The organism is Methylobacterium sp. WSM2598, assembly GCF_000379105.1.
Taxonomy (GTDB): Bacteria; Pseudomonadota; Alphaproteobacteria; order Rhizobiales; family Beijerinckiaceae; genus Methylobacterium.
The window spans coordinates 7,339,496-7,359,828 of record NZ_KB900609.1 but is presented as its reverse complement, the minus strand read 5'-3'; the positions used below and the strand labels follow the sequence as shown (position 1 = coordinate 7,359,828).

At 72.1% G+C, this 20,333-nt stretch carries 16 protein-coding genes and 1 pseudogene; 4 read left to right on the top strand and 13 right to left on the bottom strand.

Annotated features, from left to right (window positions below):
* Nucleotides 1-33: 33 nt before the first annotated feature.
* Complete coding sequence (locus MET2598_RS0134245) at nucleotides 34-1,401, bottom strand: MFS transporter (RefSeq protein WP_018263884.1); 1,368 nt, start codon at nucleotides 1,399-1,401, stop codon at nucleotides 34-36.
* 62 nt (nucleotides 1,402-1,463) lie between these two features.
* A complete protein-coding gene (locus MET2598_RS0134240; RefSeq protein WP_012335356.1) occupies nucleotides 1,464-2,843 on the bottom strand; it encodes an MFS transporter in 1,380 nt (459 codons plus the stop codon).
* 265 nt (nucleotides 2,844-3,108) lie between these two features.
* Between MET2598_RS0134240 and MET2598_RS37875 the strand changes: the two are divergent.
* The 3 genes and pseudogenes from MET2598_RS37875 to MET2598_RS0134230 all read left to right on the top strand — a co-directional run.
* A pseudogene (locus MET2598_RS37875) lies at nucleotides 3,109-4,233 on the top strand (efflux RND transporter permease subunit); the annotation flags it as partial.
* A 549-nt stretch (nucleotides 4,234-4,782) separates the two neighbouring features.
* Nucleotides 4,783-5,022 carry a hypothetical protein gene (locus MET2598_RS37870; RefSeq protein ID WP_236728874.1) on the top strand — a complete coding sequence of 80 codons (240 nt, stop codon included), beginning with the start codon at nucleotides 4,783-4,785 and terminating at the stop codon, nucleotides 5,020-5,022.
* 113 nt (nucleotides 5,023-5,135) lie between these two features.
* Complete coding sequence (locus MET2598_RS0134230) at nucleotides 5,136-7,250, top strand: alkyl/aryl-sulfatase (RefSeq protein ID WP_018263882.1); 2,115 nt, start codon at nucleotides 5,136-5,138, stop codon at nucleotides 7,248-7,250.
* A 114-nt stretch (nucleotides 7,251-7,364) separates the two neighbouring features.
* Here MET2598_RS0134230 and MET2598_RS0134225 read toward each other — a convergent pair whose 3' ends face one another.
* From MET2598_RS0134225 to MET2598_RS0134175, 10 genes are all read right to left on the bottom strand, one after another.
* Nucleotides 7,365-7,679 carry a Rieske (2Fe-2S) protein gene (locus tag MET2598_RS0134225; RefSeq protein WP_018263881.1) on the bottom strand — a complete coding sequence of 105 codons (315 nt, stop codon included), beginning with the start codon at nucleotides 7,677-7,679 and terminating at the stop codon, nucleotides 7,365-7,367.
* 174 nt (nucleotides 7,680-7,853) lie between these two features.
* A complete protein-coding gene (locus MET2598_RS0134215) occupies nucleotides 7,854-8,558 on the bottom strand; it encodes an ABC transporter ATP-binding protein (protein ID WP_018263879.1) in 705 nt (234 codons plus the stop codon).
* Nucleotides 8,551-9,366 carry an ABC transporter ATP-binding protein gene (locus tag MET2598_RS0134210; RefSeq protein ID WP_018263878.1) on the bottom strand — a complete coding sequence of 272 codons (816 nt, stop codon included), beginning with the start codon at nucleotides 9,364-9,366 and terminating at the stop codon, nucleotides 8,551-8,553. Before MET2598_RS0134210 ends, MET2598_RS0134215 begins: the two co-directional genes overlap by 8 nt.
* Nucleotides 9,363-10,409, bottom strand: a complete 1,047-nt coding sequence (locus tag MET2598_RS0134205) for a branched-chain amino acid ABC transporter permease (RefSeq protein ID WP_018263877.1) — start codon at nucleotides 10,407-10,409, stop codon at nucleotides 9,363-9,365. Before MET2598_RS0134205 ends, MET2598_RS0134210 begins: the two co-directional genes overlap by 4 nt.
* Complete coding sequence (locus tag MET2598_RS0134200) at nucleotides 10,406-11,278, bottom strand: branched-chain amino acid ABC transporter permease (protein WP_018263876.1); 873 nt, start codon at nucleotides 11,276-11,278, stop codon at nucleotides 10,406-10,408. Before MET2598_RS0134200 ends, MET2598_RS0134205 begins: the two co-directional genes overlap by 4 nt.
* Nucleotides 11,279-11,344: 66 nt before the next feature.
* Nucleotides 11,345-12,493, bottom strand: a complete 1,149-nt coding sequence (locus MET2598_RS0134195) for an ABC transporter substrate-binding protein (protein WP_012335365.1) — start codon at nucleotides 12,491-12,493, stop codon at nucleotides 11,345-11,347.
* A gap of 29 nt (nucleotides 12,494-12,522) precedes the next feature.
* Entirely contained in the window at nucleotides 12,523-13,725 is a 1,203-nt protein-coding gene (locus MET2598_RS0134190) for a xanthine dehydrogenase family Fe-S subunit (RefSeq protein WP_018263875.1), read from the bottom strand.
* Complete coding sequence (locus MET2598_RS0134185; RefSeq protein WP_012335367.1) at nucleotides 13,722-14,588, bottom strand: FAD binding domain-containing protein; 867 nt, start codon at nucleotides 14,586-14,588, stop codon at nucleotides 13,722-13,724. The genes MET2598_RS0134190 and MET2598_RS0134185 overlap by 4 nt, the downstream gene beginning before the upstream one ends.
* Nucleotides 14,585-16,885 (bottom strand): xanthine dehydrogenase family protein molybdopterin-binding subunit, encoded by a 2,301-nt coding sequence (locus MET2598_RS0134180; RefSeq protein WP_051086619.1) that lies wholly within the window; start codon nucleotides 16,883-16,885, stop codon nucleotides 14,585-14,587. The genes MET2598_RS0134185 and MET2598_RS0134180 overlap by 4 nt, the downstream gene beginning before the upstream one ends.
* Before the next feature lie 119 nt (nucleotides 16,886-17,004).
* Nucleotides 17,005-18,279 (bottom strand): amidohydrolase/deacetylase family metallohydrolase, encoded by a 1,275-nt coding sequence (locus MET2598_RS0134175; RefSeq protein WP_018263873.1) that lies wholly within the window; start codon nucleotides 18,277-18,279, stop codon nucleotides 17,005-17,007.
* Between the two features lie 136 nt (nucleotides 18,280-18,415).
* On the opposite strand from MET2598_RS0134175, the gene MET2598_RS0134170 reads away from it, so the two are divergent.
* Nucleotides 18,416-18,970 carry a MarR family winged helix-turn-helix transcriptional regulator gene (locus MET2598_RS0134170; RefSeq protein ID WP_018263872.1) on the top strand — a complete coding sequence of 185 codons (555 nt, stop codon included), beginning with the start codon at nucleotides 18,416-18,418 and terminating at the stop codon, nucleotides 18,968-18,970.
* Nucleotides 18,971-19,298: 328 nt separating this feature from the next.
* Here MET2598_RS0134170 and MET2598_RS0134165 read toward each other — a convergent pair whose 3' ends face one another.
* Nucleotides 19,299-20,327, bottom strand: coding sequence for an alpha/beta fold hydrolase (locus MET2598_RS0134165; RefSeq protein WP_018263871.1), 1,029 nt, complete (start codon nucleotides 20,325-20,327; stop codon nucleotides 19,299-19,301).
* Between the last annotated feature and the right edge of the window lie 6 nt (nucleotides 20,328-20,333).

Here is a 20,333-nt window from a genome sequence, read left to right as displayed (position 1 = left end):
CGGTGCGGCGTCGCCCTTCGGCAGGGCGGCCCGTCAGCAGGGCGTGGCGGCGCCGCGGCGGGCGTACATCCACCAGTTCATCGCGACGTTGAGGGCGAAGAACAGCGCCAGCCCGTGGAAGACCCCGTTCGGGCCGCCGAAGCGGTCGAAGGCCCAGCCGAACAGCATGCCGAAGGCGAAGGGCCCGTAGGCCGCCACCGCGCCCGTGAAGCCGATGACGCCGCCGGCCTGGCGGGGCGGGAAGATCATCGGCATCTGCTTGAAGGTCGAGGCGTTGCCGATGCCCGCGAAGGCGAACAGCCCGAGCATCGCCGCGACGAACCAGGGGAAGCTCTCCATCGAGGTGGGGGCCGTGAACAGGGGGACGATGGCGGCGCAGGCGGTCATGCCGAGGCCGGCGACCACGGTGACCTTGGCCCCGCCGAACCGGTCCGAGACCGGCCCGGCCGCGACGCGCAGGAGCGACCCGACCAGCGGGCCGAGGAAGGCGTAGGTCAGGGGGTCCGGGGCGCCGGGCAGCGTGCCGTAGCACTGCTTGATCAGCAGCGGGAAGGTCCCGGCGAGCCCCGAGAACGCCCCGAAGGTCATGATGTAGAGCGAGGTCATCGCCCAGGTGTGGCGCGAGCGGAAGATGTCGACCTGCTCGCGGACGTTGGCCTTGACCGGGACGCTGCGCAGCGCGAGCCACGCGGCCAGGGCGAACAGCACGATGAACGGGATGTAGACGGCGGCGGCGTTGTGCAGCCAGACCTGCCGGGCGATGGCCCCCTTGGTCATGGTCTGCGACTCGCCGAGCAGCGTGCCGCCCGCGAGCGCGAAGCCGATCACCCAGGGCGTCAGGAACTGGACCACCGAGACCCCGAAATTGCCGATCCCGGCCTGGATGGCGAGGGCGGTGCCCTGCAGCCGCTTGGGGAAGAACAGGCTGGTCGAGGGCATGAAGGAGGAGAAGTTGCCGCCCCCGAGCCCGGCCAGGAAGGCCAGCACCAGGAGGACCCAGTAGGGCGTGGACGGGTCCTGCACCGCGTAGAACCAGCCGATGGCCGGGACGAGCAGCGACAGGCTGGCGAAGGTCACGACGCGGCGCGTGCCGAACATCGGCGTCAGGAACATGTGCGCGAGGCGCAGCGTGCCCCCGGCGAGGCCCGGCATGGCGGCGAGCCAGAACAGCTGGCCGGTGGTGAGCCTGAAGCCGACCGCCGGCAGGGCGACCACCAGGGCCGAGACCATGAACCAGACGATGAAGGACATCGTGAGGTTGGCGGTCGTCACGGTCAGGGTGCGCCAGGCGAGGCGGCTGCCCTCCCGGGCCCAGAAGGCCGGGTTCTCCGGCTCCCAGCGGACGAGCCAGCTGCTCCCCGCGGGCCGGCCGGCCGTCAGCGTTTGCGTACCAGCACTCATGGCTGTTGCCTCTCAGGATCGGGACGGGCCGGCCGGCGCCCCGCGCCGGCCGGAAGGGGGATTCAGGCGGCCGGGAGGCCGGCCAGCGGCGCGGCCCGGGGGGCGCCCTCGCGGGCGGCGCGCAGGCGCTCGACCTCGGCGCGCAGCGCCTCGACCTCGGGGAGGTCCTTCGGCTCGCGCAGGGCGGGATGCTCCCGCGTCTCCAGGGCGCGGATCGCCGCGAGCATCCAGGCGGTGCTGCCGGCGGCGATCGCGAAGAGCAGCATGAAGCAGGAGGTCCAGACGCCGACGAGGTCGTTCATGAGGCCGAAGGCGATCGGCAGCACGAAGCCGCCGAGGCCGCCGATCAGCCCGACCACGCCGCCCACGGCGCCGACCCGGTCCGGGTAGTAGACCGGGATGTGCTTGAACACGGCGGCCTTGCCGAGGCTCATGAAGAAGCCGAGGGCGAAGGTCAGCACCGTGAAGCCCGCCGGGCCGAGCGCGAGGTCGAAGGCGATCGGGCCCCGGATGCCGGCGACCACGTAGTGGGTCGCCGGGTAGGACAGCAGGAAGGTGCAGGCGCAGGAGCCGGCGAAGGTCCAGACCATGACCTTCCGGGCGCCGTGCCGGTCGGCCAGGCGGCCGCCCAGGATGCGGAAGAGCGAGCCCGGGATCGAGTAGGCGGCGGCGAGCCAGCCGGCCGTGACGATGTCGAGGCCGTAGACGCCCGTGTAGTAGCGCGGCAGCCAGAGCGCGAGGGCGACGAAGCCGCCGAAGACGAAGAAGTAGTAGAGCGAGAAGCGCCAGACCTGGAGGTTGGCGAGCGGCGCCAGCATGGCCCAGAGGGGCTCGGGGGACGCGCCGGCGCGCCGGCGGGCGGCGAGGTCCGGGTCGTCCGCGGTGCCGAAGTAGAAGACCAGCGCCGTCACCACGAGGCCGAGCGCCCAGATCTGCGCCACGGCCTTCCAGCCGAAGGCGACCATGACCAGGGGCGCCAGGAACTTGGTAACCGCGGCGCCGACATTGCCCGCGCCGAAGATGCCGAGCGCGGTGCCCTGCTTCTCCTTGGGGAACCACTTCGACACGTAGGCGACGCCGACCGAGAAGACCCCGCCGGCGAGCCCGACGCCGAGGGCGGCGAGCAGGAAGGTCGGGTAATCGTGCGCGTAGGTGAGGAGGTAGGTGGCCAGCGCGGCGAGCAGCATCACCGCGAGGGTGACGGTGCGCCCGCCATACTGGTCGGCCCAGATGCCGAGGATCAGGCGGACGAGCGAGCCGGTCAGGATCGGGGTCCCGGCCAGGAGGCCGAACTGGGCGTCGGTCAGGCCGAGGTCCTTTTTGATCTGGACGCCGATGATCGAGAAGATGGTCCAGGCCGCAAAGCAGGTCGTGAAGGCGAGCGTGGAGAGCCAGAGCGCGCGGCCCTGGTCGCGGCTCGCGGGAGCGGCGGGATCGTGCATGGGAAGACCCTTCAGGCGGGTGTGTCGCCCGAAGGACTGTGTTGCGAAGCACATCAACGGCGTAATTGATGCAGATCAAGGATGAGTTTGGGACAAATCAACGAAGGCTGAGGCGCGCGATTCCTGTCACCATCCTCAGCGGCATCCCGGAGCTGACATCTCCGACGCGGTTCGGCCGCTCGCGCGAGCGATCATGCCGGGCCCGTGGGGCGGCCGAGCGACTGGAGGGAGAGTGGGATGGCCGAGGAACCGGAGGAGTTGCCGTCGGGTCGAGGTGCTGGTCGAGGCCGCGGCCGAGGTCGGGCCCTCGCTGTTCTTCTCGCTCCTCGTCATCACGGTGAGCTTCCTGCCGATCTTCACCCTGGAGAGCCAGGAGGGGCTGCTGTTCGGGCCGCTCGCCTTCACCAAGACCTTCGCCATGGCGGCGGCGCTGCTGTCGGTCACCCTGGTGCCGGCGCTCATAGTGCTGTGCGTGCGCGGGCGCATCATCCCCGAGCACCGCAACCCGCTGAACCGACTCCTGATCTGGCTGTACCGGCCGCTCATCGCCGGCGTGCTGCGGGCGCGGGGGCTCACCATCCTGCTCGCCGTATGCGTGCTGGCCGCCACCGCGTGGCCCGCCCGGCAGCTCGGCTCCGAATTCATGCCGGACCTCGACGAGGGCAGCCTGCTCTACATGCCGACCACCCTTCCGGGCCTCTCGGTGACCAGGGCCGGCGAACTCCTCGCCACCCAGGACCGCATCATCAAGTCGTTTCCCGAGGTCGCCTCGGTCTACGGCAAGGCCGGGCGCGCCAGCACGGCGACCGACCCCGCGCCGATGGAGATGTTCGAGACGGTCATCGCCCTGAAGCCGAGATCCGCGTGGCGGCCGGGCGTGACGCTCGCGAGCCTCAGGGCCGAGATGGACAGGGCGCTGCAATTCCCGGGCGTGTCGAACGCCTGGACGCAGCCGATCCGCGCCCGCATCGACATGCTCTCGACCGGCATCCGCACCCCGGTGGGCGTGAAGGTGCTGGGAACCGACCTGAAGGAGATGGAGGCGGTCGCCCGCCGGGTCGAGGCGGTCGTCCGGAATGTGCCGGGCACGTCGAGCGCCTACGCGGAACGCGTCATCGGCGGCGACTTCCTCGACATCACGCCGGACCGCGAGGCGCTCGGGCGCTACGGCCTGATGGTCGGCGACGTGCAGGACGTGATCGCGACCGCGCTGGGCGGGCAGGCCGCGACCAACACGGTCGAGGGCCGCGAGCGTTACACCGTGAACGTGCGCTACCCGCGCGCCTTCCGCTCGGACCCGCGGGCGATCGCCGACGAGGTGCAGGTGCCGCTTCCGGCGGGCGGCACGGTGCCGCTGCGCGAGGTCGCCAGGGTCGAACTCACCCGGGGGCACTCGCCGCCCCGGCCCGGCTTCGTGCCCTCGCGGGGTCGGCCCGGTCGCCGGGGGCCGCCGGCTGGAAAGCGTGAGGCAGGGCCCGCGCCCTCGGCGGCCGGAACCCCGTCTCGACGCGCCCGCCGCCCGAGGCATCGCTCGTCCTCGGAGCGACCCTGATCGCCCCGGGCGCGGTCCGGGGATTGCGGGATGCCGAGCTTGATCCAGATCAAATCAAGATCTCATCGCTCGTCATAGATTGATGCGATCAGTTGCGTCGCGTATTGTCCGCCGCAATCGAGTGAAATCGCACCGGATCGGCGGCACCATCTCTGCGGCGTCTGCGGGCGAAGATCCCATTCGCCCCGGCAATGCCCTGACAGAGCGGGAAGGCCGCGCGTCGCGGGCTCGCCCCGACGGGTCGACCGGGCGGCCTCGGACAGGCCGGTCCCGAGGCAGCGCCGGGCCGGCCGGAAGCGGGGGCGCCGCGGAGAGAAGGCGATCAGGCCGTCGTCGGCCTTCGGCTGGAGATCGGAAGCCAGAGTTCGACACGAGGGGAGAATGGCCATGGACTCGATGCACCGTCGCGCCGTGCTCAGGCAGTTTTCGTGCGCCGTCATCACGGCCGCCGGCCTGGCTCTGGTGCCGAGCGCCGCGGAGGCCGTGCTTCTCAGGGCAGGGCCCGTCGGCGACGCGAACGACGACGCCCTCGTCGAGAAGGCCCAGGCCGTCGTCGTCGTCCCTCGCCGCCGCCGTCGCAGGGTCTGCTGGTGGCGGCGGGGACGCCGCGTCTGTGCGTGGCGCTGATCGCGTGTCCCGCGAGCGCCGTCGGCCGCGGCCGGTCAGCCCCGGCCTTCCGGCACTCTGGCGAGCCGCAAGCCGATGAACCGAATTCGCTCTGCCCGGGATGGAGTTGGCCGATGTCAACGAGACGCGAGTTCATCAAGGCCCTGCCCGGCGCAGGCGCCGCATTCTCCGTCGCGGGTGCCTTCGTGCCCGGGGAGAGCGTCGCCCGGGCCCAGGGAGCCGAGAGCGTCTCTCCCCCCGAGGGGCATTTTCACCCGCAGGGCAAGCCGCCCTCCACCTTCACGCGCGACGTGTTGCGCCGGGCGCGAGCAACCCTCCCGTTCGCGGACGACAGCGACTTCGCGGAGCAGCGCAAGGGGCTGATCGCCCCCATGACCGCCATGACCATCCCGGCCGAGGCCGGCCACGTCGCCTGGGACATGCAGCAATTCCGCTTCCTCGACGAGCAGGACGAGTTCGACAGCATCCACCCGTCGCTGGTCCGGATCTCGCGGCTCAACAACAATTACGGGCTCTACGAGGTCGTCCCCGGCATCTACCAGGTGCGCGGCTTCGATCTCTCCGATCTCACCATGGTGCGGGGGAGGAGCGGGTGGATCGTGTTCGATCCGCTCATCAGCCAGGAGACCGCGCGCGCCGCCTGGAGGCTGTTCCAGGCGCATGTGGGCGAGGGGCGTCCGATCTCGGCGGTGATCTACTCCCACACCCACGGCGACCATTGGGGCGGGGTGCGCGGCATCCTCGATGAGGAGGAGGTCCGGTCCGGCCGCGTGCCCGTGATCGCCCCCGCCGATTTCATGGCCCACACGGTGGCCGAGAACGTCTACGCCGGAAACGCCATGAACCGGCGGCTGTTCTATCAGTACGGGCTGCTCCTGCCGGCGGGACCGCACGGCTATGTCGGGCAGGGCCTGGGCCAGCGCGTCTCGGCCGGCGCCACCGGCCTGATCGCTCCGACCCGGCACGTCGTCGATCCCATCGAGGAATTCGAGGTCGACGGCGTCCGGATGATCTTCCAGAACACGCCGAACACCGAAGCGCCCCGCGAGATGAACACCTACCTCCCGGACATGAAGGCGCTCTGGATGGCGGAGAACGTCATCGCATCCCTGCACAACATCTACACGCTGAGGGGCGCCCCGGTGCGCGATCCCCTCAACTGGTCGAAATACATCAACGAGGCGCTCTACCGCTTCGGCATGGAGGCCGAGGTGATGTTCGCCTCCCACCATTGGCCGCGCTGGGGCAACGCGCGGATCCAGGAGGTGCTGCGGGCGCAGCGCGACCTCTACGCCCACATGAACAACCAGGTGCTTCACCTCGCCAACCAGGGCGTGACGATCAACGAGATCCACACCGTCTACGAGGTGCCGCGGAACCTGCAGCAGAAGTGGCATTGCCGCGGCTATCACGGCTCTCCGGAGCACAACAGCCGGGGCGTCGTCCAGCGCTACCTCGGCTTCTGGGACTGCAACCCGGCGACGCTGATCCCGCTCGCCCCCTCCGAGAGCGCGCCCCTCTACGTCGAGATGATGGGCGGCGCGGAGGCGATCCTCGCCCGCGGCCGCCGCCTGCACGACGAGGGGAAGTACCTGCTGGCCCAGGAGATCGTGAACAAGCTCGTCCAGGCGGAGCCGCGCAACCGGGCCGCCAAGGAGCTCTTGGCCGACATTTTCGAGCAGATCGGCTACCAGCAGGAGAATCCCGGCCTGCGCAACAGCTTCCTGGCCGGGGCGTACGAGCTTCGGACCGGCATTCCGGAGGGCGAGACGGCGAGTTCGAGCAGCCCCGACGTGGTGCGGGCGATGACGACCGAGCTGTTCCTGAACTTCCTCGCCATCCGCATGGACAGCCGCAAGGCGGAGGGGATGCGCTTCACCATCAACCTGGTCACGCCGGACAATGGCGAGCGGTTCGTCATCGAGCTGGAGAACGCGACGCTGACCAACATCGCGGGGTTCCAGGCCGAGAAGCCGGACCTGACCCTGACCATCAACCGCTCGGATCTCGAGCGGACGATGATCGGAGCCAAGACCCTGGAGGCGCAGATCGCCGACGGAACCGCGACGGTTCAGGGCGACGCGGGCGTTCTGGCCCAGCTGGCCGCGACGATGGTGGATTTCGACCCGCGCTTCGAGATCATGCCGGGCACCAAAGGGACGGCCGCCCCGGAGCAGGTCCATGCCGAGGCGTATCGGGCCGAGCCCAGCCGGACGATCGCCGAGTAGCCGGGGCCGGTCCTCCGGCAGGCTCGGCATCATTCGCCGAAATGGTCACCGGTTCGGCGGCCAAAAATGATGCGGCACCAGGAGACCAAGCAGAACTGCCCGATGCCGTTCTGCTCAGCCCTGGACGAGGTCCGAAGCGTCGACGAAGACTTCGGCATGCCGGATCTCGACCGGGTAGAGGCGGAGCGGCCGCGTCGGCCATCCGGCGGAGACTTGCCCGTCGCGCAGGTCGAACGACGCCCGGTGGTGCGGGCAGAGCAGCCGCCCGTTCGCGCACCGGCCGCGCGCGAGGTCCGCGCCCTCGTGCGGGCAGGCGCGCTCGGCCGCGACGATCGTCGCGCCGTCGCGCACGAGGACGAGGTGACGTCCGCCCACGAGGACCGGGACGATGCGCCCCGCCTCCGCCTCGTCGAGGCGGCACGCGCGCACCCAACGCTGCGCCCCCGCTCCAGCCTCACCGGGTCTCGAGGGCATCGCGCGTCTCGTCCGCCGTCCGGACGATCACGTCCGGACGGCGGACGACCAGCCGGCGCGGCGCTTGAGCGAAGCCGACATCCGCATGGCCGAAAGGGGAGATGGCGAAGCAATCCATCGGATTTCGTCTCAGCCGCCCAGATAGGCTTCGCGGATGTGCGCATCCGCGATCAGGGCGGAGCCCGTTCCCGAGCGGACGATGCGGCCCGTCTCGAGGAGGTAGGCGTGGTCGCAGAGTTCGAGGGCCGCGAAGGCGTTCTGCTCGACGAGCAGCACCGTGGTGCCGGCGGTGCAGATCGCCCGGATGACCGCGAACATGCGCTCGACGATGTTGGGGGCGAGCCCCAGCGAGGGCTCATCGAAGAGCACGAGCTTGGGGCGCGCCATCAGGGCGCGCCCGATCGCCAGCATCTGCTGCTCGCCGCCCGACAGGGTGCCGGCCGCCTGATGCCGCCGCTCCGCGAGCCGCGGGAACTCGCCGTAGATGCGGTCGAGGTCGGCGGCGACGCCCGCGCGGTCGCGGCGGAGATACGCGCCCATCGCGAGGTTCTCGGCCACGCTCATCTGCGGGAAGACGCGCCGCCCCTCCGGGCAATGGGCGATGCCGTGGGCGAGGATGCGGCGCGGCTCGGAGCCGGTAATGTCGCGCCCGTTGAACGAGATCGCGCCGGAGCGCGGCGGCACGAGCCCGGAGATCGCCCGCAGCGTCGTCGACTTGCCGGCGCCGTTCGCCCCGACGAGGGCGACGAGCTGCCCCTCCCTCACGGCGATGCTCAGTCCCTTGAGGGCCGTGACGTGGCCGTAGCCGCAGACGAGGTCGCGGATCTCAAGCATGGGCGGCCTCCCGCGCCTCCGCGGCGGCCCGGCGCGCGGCACTGCCCTGGCCCAGATAGGCCTCGATCACGGCCGGGTCGGCGCGGATCGCCTCGGGCGGTCCCTCGGCGATCAGGCGGCCGTAGTTCAGGACGACGATGCGGTCGGAGACCTCCATCACCATCGGCATGTCGTGCTCGACCAGCAGGATGGTGACGCCGCGCGCGCGGATCTGGCGGATCAGCCGCACGAAGACCCGGGTCTCCGAAGCGTTCATGCCGGAGACCGGCTCGTCGAGGAGGAGCATCGCGGGCTCGGTCGCGAGCGCGAGCGCCACGCCGACGAGGCGCTGCTCGCCGTAGGCCAGCGCCCCGGCCTTCTCCCGCGCGCGCGCCGCGAGGCCGACCCAGTCGAGGAGCGCCTCGGCGCGCTCGCGCAGCGCCCGCTCTCTCGCGCGGCTCCGGCCCGGCAGCGCGTCGAGGAGGGGCGCCCGGCGCGCGCCGCCGTGCCCGTGCAGGCCGATCATCACGTTCTCGAGCACCGTGTCGTCCGGGAACACGCTGGTGCGCTGGAAGGTGCGGGCGAGGCCGAGCCGGGTGATCTCGTGCGGCTGGAGGCCCGTCAGGCGCGTGCCGCGGAAGCGCACCTCGCCCTGGCTGGGCTTGAGGAAGCCCGTCATCACGTTGAAGGCGGTGGTCTTGCCGGCGCCGTTGGGGCCGATCAGGCTGACGATCTCGCCCTGCGCCACCTCGAAGTGCAGGTCGGCGATGGCGACGAGGCCGCCGAAGCGCACGCCGACGTGCTCGACCGAGAGGATCGCCGCGCTCATCGCTGCACCGCCGGGTTGGACTTCAGGATCGGCGCGGACGCGTCCGCGGCCGTTCCGCGGCCGCGCGCCAGGAGCCCGGCGGCCCCCGGGACGATGCCGCGGGGCATCAGGAACAGGATCAGGATCAGCACGATCCCGTAGACGATCCACTGCGCCTCCGGGGCCATGACGGGGCGCAGGGCCACCGGCAGCAGGCCGAAGATCAGGCCTCCGGCCACCGGGCCCATCAGCGTGCCCTTGCCGCCGCCCACCACCATGATGACCATCGTCACCGTGGTGGCGAACAAGAACACGTCGGGGTCGATGATCCGCAGGTAATGGGCGTAGAGGCTGCCCGCGGCCCCCGCCATGGCGGCCGAGACGACGGCCGCAACGGTCAAGGTGCGGGTGGCATTGATGCCGACCGAGAGCGCGAGCGGCTCGTTCTCCTTGAGCCCGCGCATGGCGCGGCCGAAGCGCGCGCGCACCATCCGGGCGATGATCGCGTAGCAGAGCGCGCCGACGCCGAGGACGAGGTAGTAGTTCTGGAGCTTGGTCCGCAGCGTCCAGGCGCCGAGGCCCGGCACCCCGAGGGTGAAGGCCGGGATGCCGGTGAGCGCCAGCGGCCCCTGCGTCAGCTCCACCCAGTTGAGCGCCACGAGCCTCACCACCTCGGCGAAGGAGATGGTCACGATCACGAAGTAGGCGCCGCGCACCCGGAACGAGAGCCGCCCGATCAGGTAGCCGCAGGCCCCCGCCGCCGCGACCGCCACGAGGAAGCCGGCGGCGGCTGGCCAGGGCTCGTGCACCACCCGGTAGCCGAAGCCGACCTCGACGTCGAAGCCGAGGCTGGTCAGCGCGCTCACGTAGGCGCCGATGCCGAAGAAGGCGATGTGGCCGAGGCTCAGCTGCCCGGTGTAGCCGAGGAGCAGGTTCAGGCTCATCGCCCCGATGGTCAGGATGCCCGTCGTGATCAGCGCGTTGAGGAGGTAGGGGTCGGCGCCGAGCGCGAGCGGCAGCGCGGCAAGCGCCGCCAGGAGAGCCAAGGGGAGGAGGCGGGTCATCCGATGCGCTCCGCTTTCGCGAACAGCCCGGTCGGCCGCCAGAGCAGGACCGCGATGATGATCAGGAAGCCCATCGCGTCGCGGTAGCCCGACGAGACGTAGCCGGCCCCGAGCTCCTCCGCGAGCGCCAGGATGACGCCGCCGATCGCCGCCCCCGTGACGTTGCCGAGCCCGCCCAGGATCACGATCGCGAAGGCCTTCAGCTCGGCGAGCTGCCCCATCTGCGGGAACACCACGTAGACCGGGCCGAGCAGCGCCCCGGCGGCGGCGGCGAGCGAGGAGCCGAGCGCGAAGGTCGCGGTGTAGATCCCCCGCACGTCGACGCCCATCAGCGCCGCCGTGTCGGAATCCTGGAAGGCGGCGCGCATGGCGAGGCCGAGCCTCGTGCGGTTGATCAGCGCGTAGGTGAGCCCGATCAGGAGCAGCGCGCCGCCGAGCACGAACAGGCTCAGCCACGAGACCGAGACCGGCCCGAGCCGCAGCGGCGCCTCGGGGAAGGGCGAGGGCACCGCCTTGGCGACGCCGCCGAAGGTCCAGAGGGTGCCCGATTGCAGCACGATGCCGGCCCCGATCATCACCAGCATGGTCGTGTCGATGTCCTGGCCCCGCAGCGGCCGGAGCAGCAGGAGCTCGATCACGGCGCCGAGCGCGAGGCCGCCGAGGATGGCCGCCGGCAGCGCCAGGAAGAAGTTGAGCCCGAGCGCCGCGACCGCGAGGTACATCAGGTACGCGCCGACGGTGTAGAGCGCGCCGTGCGTGAAGTTCACGACGTTCATGATCCCGAAGATCAGCGTGAGCCCGACGCCGAGCAGCGCGTAGGTCCCGCCCAGGATCAGGGTGTTGACGAGGTGCTGGAGCAGCTGGTCCATGCGGGTCCCGTGGGGCTCCCTCGGCGGGCGGCGTGCCCGGCCGGCCCGGGGGCCGGCCGGACCGCGTCAGAGGGTCGGCTGGACGACGCGGCCGTCCTTGATCTCGATGATGTAGACGTCGGGCTTGCTCTGGCCGCTCTCCTTGCCGGCAGGACCCGATTTCGCGAAGCGGATCGGGCCGTTCAGGCCGGTGAGGTCGACCGACCAGAACGCCTTGGTGATCGCGGCCGGCTCGGCCGAGCCGGCCTTCTCGATGGCCTGCGCGATGGCGCGGATGCCGTCGTACCCGCGGAAGCTCTCGGTGACGCCCGCGAACGCGAAGCCGCGCTTCTTCCACTCGCCGATGAAGTACGCGGTCGCCTTGGGATTCGGGGTCTTCTCCGGCAGCCAGGGCAGGAACGTCGTCAGGTGCATGGTGCCGTCGGCGGCGGCCCCGGCCTGAGCGATGATCTGGTCGGGGTTCTGCGAGCCGCCCGTGGTGATGACGCGCTTCTTGAGGCCGAGCGCCGCCATCTGCTTGAACAGCAGCACGAGCTGGTCGACGGCGCTCGTGATCATGATCGTGTCGCTGTCGGAGGCCTTCAGCTTGGCGAGCTGGGCGCTCATGTCCTGCGCGGCCTGGTCCATGGTCTCGACGAGGCCGATCTGGACGCCCTTCTCCTTCAGCATCTTGCCGAAATCGGTCGCCGCGCCGCGGCCGAAATCGTTGTTGATGACCAGGAAGTCGACCTTCTTGATGCCGAGGCGCGACACCATGGGCGCGAAGTTCTCGGCCTCCAGCGCCGAGGGCGGCGAGATGCGGAAAACGAACGGGTTGCCGGAGGTGGTGATCTTCCCCGAGGAGGAGGTCTCGACCAGCATCGGGACCTCGTAGTCGATGAGCTTCGGCATCACCGCGAGCGTCAGGCTCGACCCCCAGGCCCCCATCATCACCGGCGTCTTGTCGCTGGTGATGAGCTTCTCGGCCACGGCGGCGGCCTCGGTCGGGTTGCTCTTGTTGTCCTCGATCACGAGTTCGAGCGTCTTGCCGAGCACGCCGCCCTTGGCGTTGATCTCGTCGGCGGCGATCTTGGCGCCGTTCACCACGTAGGTGCCCGAGGCCGCGAAGGCCCCCGTGAGCGGCTCGTTGACGCCGATGCGGATCGAGTCCGCGAGGGCGCCGGTCGCCGCGAGGGCCATCAGCATCGCCGTGGTGAGGGTGAACCTGCTCGACATGGAGGTCTCCGGTGGGGGCGGGAACGGGGTCAGGCGCGGGCGAGCCACGCCGCGAGGCGCGCGCGGATCAGGCCGAGGAGCAGGCGGACGGGGTTGAGGGCGGCGGGGGCGGGGGGCGCGGCCCCGGAGAGCTGCGCGTCGAGGTTGCGGGCGAACGCGGCCGCGATGCGGCCGGCGAGGTCGCGCACGAGGCCGGGCCGGCCGAACTGCGCCAGCGGCCCGGTCAGGCTGTAGCCGACCTCGAGGGCGACCCGCGCGGTGCCGGGCTCCGCGCCGGGCTCGACCCGGTAGCGGATCTCGCCCTCGGTGGCGGAGCGCCCGCCCGCGTCGCTGCCCGCGCCGCGCACGCGGCCGGTGCGGGCGGCCACGTCCCGCTCGATGAGGGCGCGGCCCCGGAACGTGGCGGCGATCGGCCCGATCCGCACCTGGAGGCCGCCCTCCACCGCGTCGGGGGCCGGCCGGCCGGTGAGCACGGCGCCGGGCAGGCAGGCGGCGACCGCCGCGATGTCGCCGAGGAGCGCGAAGACCGCCTCCGGCGGATGGGCGAGGTCGATCGTCTGCGTGAAGCGATGCGCCGGACGGAAGGTCCCGGCGAGCGTCGGCGCGGCGCCCGGGGCGGCCGCGGCCGCGGTCGCCGGGGGGCGCGGGGCCGCTGCGAGGCCCTCGCCGGCCCGCGCGCCGACCGGACCGAGCGGGCGCGGCGCGGGCCCGCTCGGTCCGATGCCGCGGGCGCGGCGGTCGGCGATGACGCTCGCCACCGCCCGCACGATGCCGGCGTAGCCGGTGCAGCGGCAGAGATTGCCCGAGAGGCCGACCCGGATGCGCTGCGCGTCCGCCTCCGGCAGCCGCAGCACGAGGTCGCGCGCGCTGACCAGCATGCCGGGCGTGCAGTAGCCGCACTGGAGCGCGTGCTCGCGGTTGAAGGCTGCGCGCAATTCCGCCGCGACCGGATCGTCGTCGAGGCCCTCGATGGTGGTGACCTCGGCGCCCGCGCAGGCTCCCGCGAAGGTGAGGCAGGCGCGCGCCGGCTCGCCGTCGATCAGCACCGTGCAGGCGCCGCAGACGCCGTGCTCGCAGCCGAGATGCGTGCCCGTGAGGGTCAGGTCCTCGCGCAGCACGTCGCCGAGGTGGCTGCGCGGCTCGGCCTCCACCCGGACGGGCCGGCCGTTCACCGTCAGCCCCAGCGCCACGCGCCCCGCTGCCGCGGGCGCCTCCGCCAGTCCGGCGCTCATGCGACCTCCGTGAGGGGCATCGGGGTGGGCCGCGCGGCCTGCGCCACCGCGCGGGCGAGCACCGTGACGTGGACGTGTCGCTCGACCGCGTCCGACATGCCGGCGGCGGCGAGGGCGCGCTCCGCGGCGGCGGCGTCGAAGTGCCGGGCGAAATCGGGGCCGATCCGGCCGCCGAAGAGCGGGCGCGCGTCGGCGAAGAGGAGGGGCGGCCCCTCGATGGCCCCGATCACCGCGCGGCCCCGGCCGGCGGCGGGATCGAGCCGCACGGCCCCGATGGCGTGCGCGAACTCGCCGATCTTGGCACAATGCTTGACGTAGCCCCAGGCCACGCTCTCGGGCCGGGCCGGCACCCGAACGGCGACCAGGACCTCGCCCGGTTCGAGCGCGGTCTCCAGCGCCCCGGTGACCAAGCGCTCCACCGGCAGCCGCCGACGCCGGCGGGGCCCGGCGATCTCGACCTCGGCGCCGAGCGCCGTCAGGGCCGTGACCCAGTCCGCCGCGGGATCGGCGTGGACGAGGCTGCCGCCCACCGTGCCGCGGTTGCGCACGGGCCGGTAGGCGATGGCCGCGGCCACCCGCCGGAGCGCGCCCCCGGTCACGTCGGGCACCCGCCCGTCCTCGATGTCGGCGTGGGTGACGCACGCGCCGAGGACGAGCGTGTCGCCCTCGACCGCCGCCCGCCGGAGTTCCTGCAGGCCGGTGATGTCGAGGATCAGGTCCGGCGCGACGAGGCGCAGGTTGAGCATCGGGCCGAGCGACTGGCCGCCCGCCATCAGCTTCACGGAGCCTCGCGCCTCGCCGAGCCGGGCCAGGAGGGCGGCGAGGTCGCGCGGCCGCTCGTAGGCGAAGGGCGCGGGCTTCATGCGGCGGCCCTCGCGCGCCGCGGCGCGCCGCGCGCGGCGAGGACCGCCTCGACGATCCGCCGCGGGGTGACGGGGGCGTGCAGCAGCTCGACCCCGAGCGGGCGCAGCGCGTCGTTGATCGCGTTCGCGAGCGCCGCGGGCGGCGCGATGGCCCCGCCCTCGCCGATGCCCTTCTGGCCGAAGCGCGTGTACGGGGAGGGGGTCTCCATGTGCGCGATGCGCGCGGCCGGCACCTCCGCCGGGCCAGGCAGGAGGTAGTCGGCGAAGGTCGAGGCGAGCGGCTGACCGCGGCCGTCGAAGCGCACCTCCTCGTAGAGCGCCGTGCCGATGCCCTGCGCGAGGCCGCCGTAGATCTGGCCGTCGACGACGAGCGGGTTCACCAGCGTGCCGCCATCCTCGACCACCACGTAGTCGAGGATCTCGACGGCGCCGAGGTCGGGATCGACCGCCACGACCGCCGCGTGCGCGGCGTAGGAGAACGTGCCGGAATCCCGCACCGGCTTGTAGCCGGCCGTGACTTCGAGACCGCCCGGATCGGTGGCGGGCGCGAGGTCCTGCGGGCGCCGGTACCACGTGCGGGCGATCGCCTCGACCGGCACGTCGCCCGATGGGCCGATCACCCGGCCGGCCTCGTAGCGGCAGGCTTCCGGCTCGGCCTGGAGCAGGTGCGCGCCGATCCGCACGGCCCGCTCGCGCAGGGCCTCGCAGGCCGCCGCGACCGCGCCGCCGACCATCACCATCATGCGCGAGCCCCAGGCGCCGGTGGAGTAGGGCGTGGCGGCGGTGTCCCCGTGCACCAGCCGCGTGCGCGCCACCGGCACGCCCAGGATCTCGTGCGCGACCTGCGCCAGGGTCGTCTCCAGTCCCTGGCCGTGCGAGTGGGCGCCGACGCGCAGCTCCAGCCCCCCGTCCGGGGTGAGCCGGGCGCTCGCCTGCTCGTGGCCCGGCACCATCGGGATGCCCCACCCCGCGTAGACGGAGGTGCCGTGCGCCGCCTGCTCGCAGTAGATCGCGAGCCCGAGCCCGATGCGCCGTCCGTCGGGCTCGCCCGCGCGCTGGCGCGCCCGCACCCCCTCGGCACCGATGGCGGTGAGCGCCCGGGCCAATGCCTGCGGGTAGTCGCCGCTGTCGAAGTGCTTGTTGGTGATGTTGTCGAACGGCATCTGCTCGGGCCGCACGAGGTTCCTCTCGCGCACGACCTCCGGGGCGAGGCCCGCTTCCGCCGCCACCGCGTCGAGGATCAGCTCCATCGCGAAGCACACGCCCGTGCGGGCGACGCCGCGGTAGGGCAGGATCGGGCACTTGTTGGTCGCCACCGACCAGGTGCGGCAGCGATAGGCCGGGAAGTCGTAGGGGCCGGGCAGGATGCTCGCCACCTGCGCGGCCTCCAGGCAGGCCGAGAACGGGTAGGCCGAGTAGGCGCCGGAATCGACGGTGGCCTCGCAGTCGATGCCGCGCAGGGTGCCGTCGGGCTCGGCATAGGCGGTGATGCGGTAATGGTGCTCGCGGCAATTCGCGTTCGCGGTGAGATGCTCGCGCCGGTCCTCCAGCCAGCGCACGGGATGGCCGCACCGGAGCGCCAGCCAGCCCAGGCAGATCTCCTCCGCGAGCAGGATCGCCTTGTAGCCGAAGCCCCCGCCCACGTCCGGCGAGACGACGCGGACGCGCTCCTGCTCGATCCGCAGACACTCGGCGAGGCCGTTGCGCACGATGTGCGGCATCTGGCTCGCGGTGTGGACGACGAGCTGATCCAGGCGGTGGTCGTAGTGGGCGACCACGCCGCGCCCCTCGATCGGCGCCATGCACTGGCGCGCCGTGGAGATGGTGCGGGAGACCTTGATCGGCGCGTCGAGGGCCGAGGCGATGTCCACGTCGACGAGCGTCTCCAGGAAGACGTTGTCGCCCCAGTGCTCGTGCACGAGGGCGGCGCCGGGCTCGCGGGCGGCGAGCATGTCGTGGACCGCCGGCAGCTCCTCGAGGTCGAGGACGACCGAGGCGGCGATGTCCTCCGCCTCCGCGCGGGTCGGCGCGACGCAGAAGGCGACGAGTTCCCCGACCTGCCGCACTTTGCCGACCGCGAGCGGCGGCTGCTCGGACACCTTGAACCCGGGCAGGCCCGACACGGCGCGGATCGGCGCGACGCCGTCGAGGTCGGCGGCCGTGAACACCCGGCCGCGAGACTCCTCCGGCACGTGGATCGCGCGGATGCGGGCATGGGCCAGGGGGCTGCGCACGAAGGCCACGTCCTGCATGCGCGGCAGCCGGACGTCGCCGACGTACTGGCCGCGCCCGCGCATCAGACGCTCGTCCTCCTTGCGGGGGAGCGGCGCGCCCACGCCCTCCCGGGCGCCCGCGGCGGAGGGGGAGGCGCCCGCGGCAGAGGGGGAGGCGCCCGCGGCAGAGGGGGAGGCGCCCATCAGGCCGCGATCGCCCGCGGCAGGATCGGCGAATCGGCGTCGAAGCGCTTGCCCGCCCGCAGGCAGAAGGCCGGGCGCAGCAGCCGGTCGACGACCACCCGCGTGTCCTCGTTGTCGCGCAGCAGGAAGGACCCACGGTCGTCGTGCAGCACGGACACGTCCGCCTCGAAGCCGGGGGTGAGCGCCCCGATCCTGTCGGAGAGGCCCAGCATCTGCGCCGGATGCGAGGTCACCATCGGCACCACCTCCTCGAGCGGGATGCCGAGCGCCATCATCGAGGACATCGCCTGGGTCAGGCTGAACCGTGCCTGGCCCAGGAAGGGGTGGTTCTCGTCATCGTGGTGGGCGTCGGGCGTGCCCGCGGGCCGCGGCACCTCCGTGTTGTAGCCGTGCATGTCGGCGCCGAGCGTGTAGGGCACCACGCCGGCGGGGATCGCCGCCCGGGCCACCCGGTAGGAGAAGTGACTGCCGTGGCCGACATCGACCTTGAGGCCGGCGTCGAGCGCGGCCTTGATGACGGAATGCACCTCGCCCTGCTCGTTGATGAACCCGCCGGGGTGGCGGGTGAAGGGATGGGCGAGCACGTCGCCGGGGCGCAGGAGCGGGATCACCCGCTCCATGATCGTGTCGGCGTCCTCGCCATTGGCGCCGGATTCCGGCAGGCCCCAGAGCTGGCCGAAATGGACGTAGAGCGGCAGGTCGGCGCGCCGGCTGATCTCGGCGGCCATCTCCATCACCTTGATGCCCCAGCGGGCGAAGCCGCCGATCTCGGCATGGCCCTTGATACCGCGCACGAGGTCGCGGTTCTCCACCGCGGCCTTGACGGTGGCGTCGATGTCGACGCCGTCCGGGCTGTAGAGGTTGGGATAGAAGTGCCCTTCGAGACCTCCGACGAGGTAGGCGGACAGGAAGGCGAGCACCCGCGTGTCGGAGGTTTCTGCAATATAATGCCGGAATCCCGGCAGGGTCATGCACGACGGACCGCCCTGGTCGACGACGGTGGTGACTCCCGAGCGCACGCCCACCATGTCGGGGTTGAGACCGAAGCGGCCGGTGACATACTGGTAGACGTGGGCATGCGTGTCGATCAGCCCCGGCAGCACCAGCTTTCCGGAGACGTCGATCACCTCCGCGGCGCTCGATGGCAGGATGGTCTCGGCGATGTTCGCGATGCGACCGCCGCGCACTGCGACGTCACGGATGCCGTCGATGCCGTTCTTTGGGCAGATCACGCGCCCGCCGCGCAGCAGCAGGTCGTACCGGGTGCCATCCATCGCTCTACCTTACCTGTTGGTTCGCCGCGCCCCAGTGAGCCCATGCAGGATAATGCGAAAAAAGAAGCATGCTTCGCAATTCGTTGGTAGCAGGATGCGTGCCAGGTTGGAGCGATGAGCAACGGAGGGCTCAGCGATGGAGGACGGTGCCGGAGATCTGGCCAAGGAGGCAGCACTGCCCGTTGCGCGCGCAGATTCGCGCGGGCCCGAGGCGGCGGGAGGGATCTGGCCGCTGATCGACCGTCCGGGCTTCCTCGTCCGGCGACTCTATCAGATCCACGTCAGCCTCTTCTCTGAGCGCTGCGCCGCTTTCCGCGTCACGCCGCTGCAGTACAGCCTGTTGTCGGAACTGATGGTGCGGGGCGAGGCCGATCAGACGACCCTGGCGCACGCCGTCGCGCTGGACAGGACCACGACGACGGGCGCGCTGCGGCGCCTCGAAGCGCGCGGGTTCGTCAGCCGGACGATCTCCCCCGTCGATCGCCGCTCGCAGCAGTGCCGCCTGACCGACGAGGGCCGGGAGATCCACGCCGCGATGGCGGACGCGGTTCGGCAGGCCCACGCGGACACGATCGCCACCCTCTCTCCGGCGGAGCGGAAGCTCTTCATCGACCTGATGAGGAAGATCGCCGCGGCGCACGGCCAAGCGGCGCACGGCCAAGCGCCCGGCATGGCCGAGTTGCAGACCTGATGCGGGATCCGCGTGATCGACGCGGATCCCGGATCACGAGCCCGCGCGGCGCCTGAGCGCCGCGCCTGAGCGAAGCCGACATCCGCATGGCCGAAATCGGAGATGGCGGAGCCATCAACCGGATGACGTATGACAAGCCCGCGCGGCGCCTGAGCGAAGACGACATCCGCATGGCCGAAATGGGAGATGGCGAAGCCATCAACCGGATGGCGGATGAGGCAGGTCTCGGGCGCCGGCAGCGATCGGCCCGGAGCATCCGCGGCCGCCCCGGTCACCGCCGTCGAGGCGGCCAGGCCCGATCCGGCGAGGCGCCCCGCGGGGGGCCTCGCTACGCCGACGCGACCTCGGTGACCGCGGCCCCGAAACCGTCGAGGGCCCGCGTGACGGTGGCGAGATCCTCGAAATGCGGGAAGGCGCCCGTCGGCAGCCGCATCACGGTCCAATTCCGCCGCCCGGCGAATCGAGGAAGGTCGCGGTAGTCGACGAAGTCGCCGCGCGTGCCGTGGATCACCAGGACGGGCAGGTCGAGCGCCTCGTAGAGCGCGGTGGCATCCGTCGGAAACAGGTGGCCGGCGATGAAGCAGAAGGGTGCATGCTGGGCTCCCGGCCGGTGCGCCGACGCGTACCCGTAGGCGAGCAGGCCCTCGTCGATATCCGGCGAGCCCCAGGTCTTCTCCAGGAAGAAGCGCATGCTCGGGCGGCTGACCAGGGCATCGAACAAGGCACGGCCCCAGGGGGGCGCGTCGAGGGTCGCGCGCAGCCGCTCCCTGCCGCGGTGGCCGCCGCGCGGAGAGCGGCCGGAGAGCCGGGCATCGAACCCGGTCGGGCTGATCAGGGCGAGTCCGCGGTAGTCTCGCGGGCGTTCGAGGGCCGCGCGGGCGAGATACTCGGCCGAGAGGGAGAGGGCGAGGGCGTTGAGGGCGGCCCCGTCGTGCCGCCGCCGGATCTCGCCGGCGGCCGCGTGGATCGCCTCGACCATCAGGTCGGGCGTGTAGCGGCGGCGGGCGCGCTCCGAGAGGCCGAACCCGGGCAGGTCCAGGGCGTAGACGGGGCACCGCCCGTCGTAGTGGAGGTAGAGCGGGCGGACCTCGTAGGCGCTCGCGGCCGCGTTGATCGAGTGGATGAGGAGCAGGGGAGGGCCGCTCCCGCCGGCGCTGCCGTACAGGGCGACGGCGCCGGCCCGCGTGTCCAGTGCGTCGAGACGGCCCGGAAGGGCTCTCGGCAGCGGCCGGCGGTGATCGACGGCGAACCGGCTGTAGGCGAGCCACGCGCCGCTGCCGCCGAGGGCCGCGAGGCCGAGGACCTTGGCGGCCTGCCGCGCCAGGAGCGGCAGGACGGAATGGGGCCGACGGGCCATGTGCAC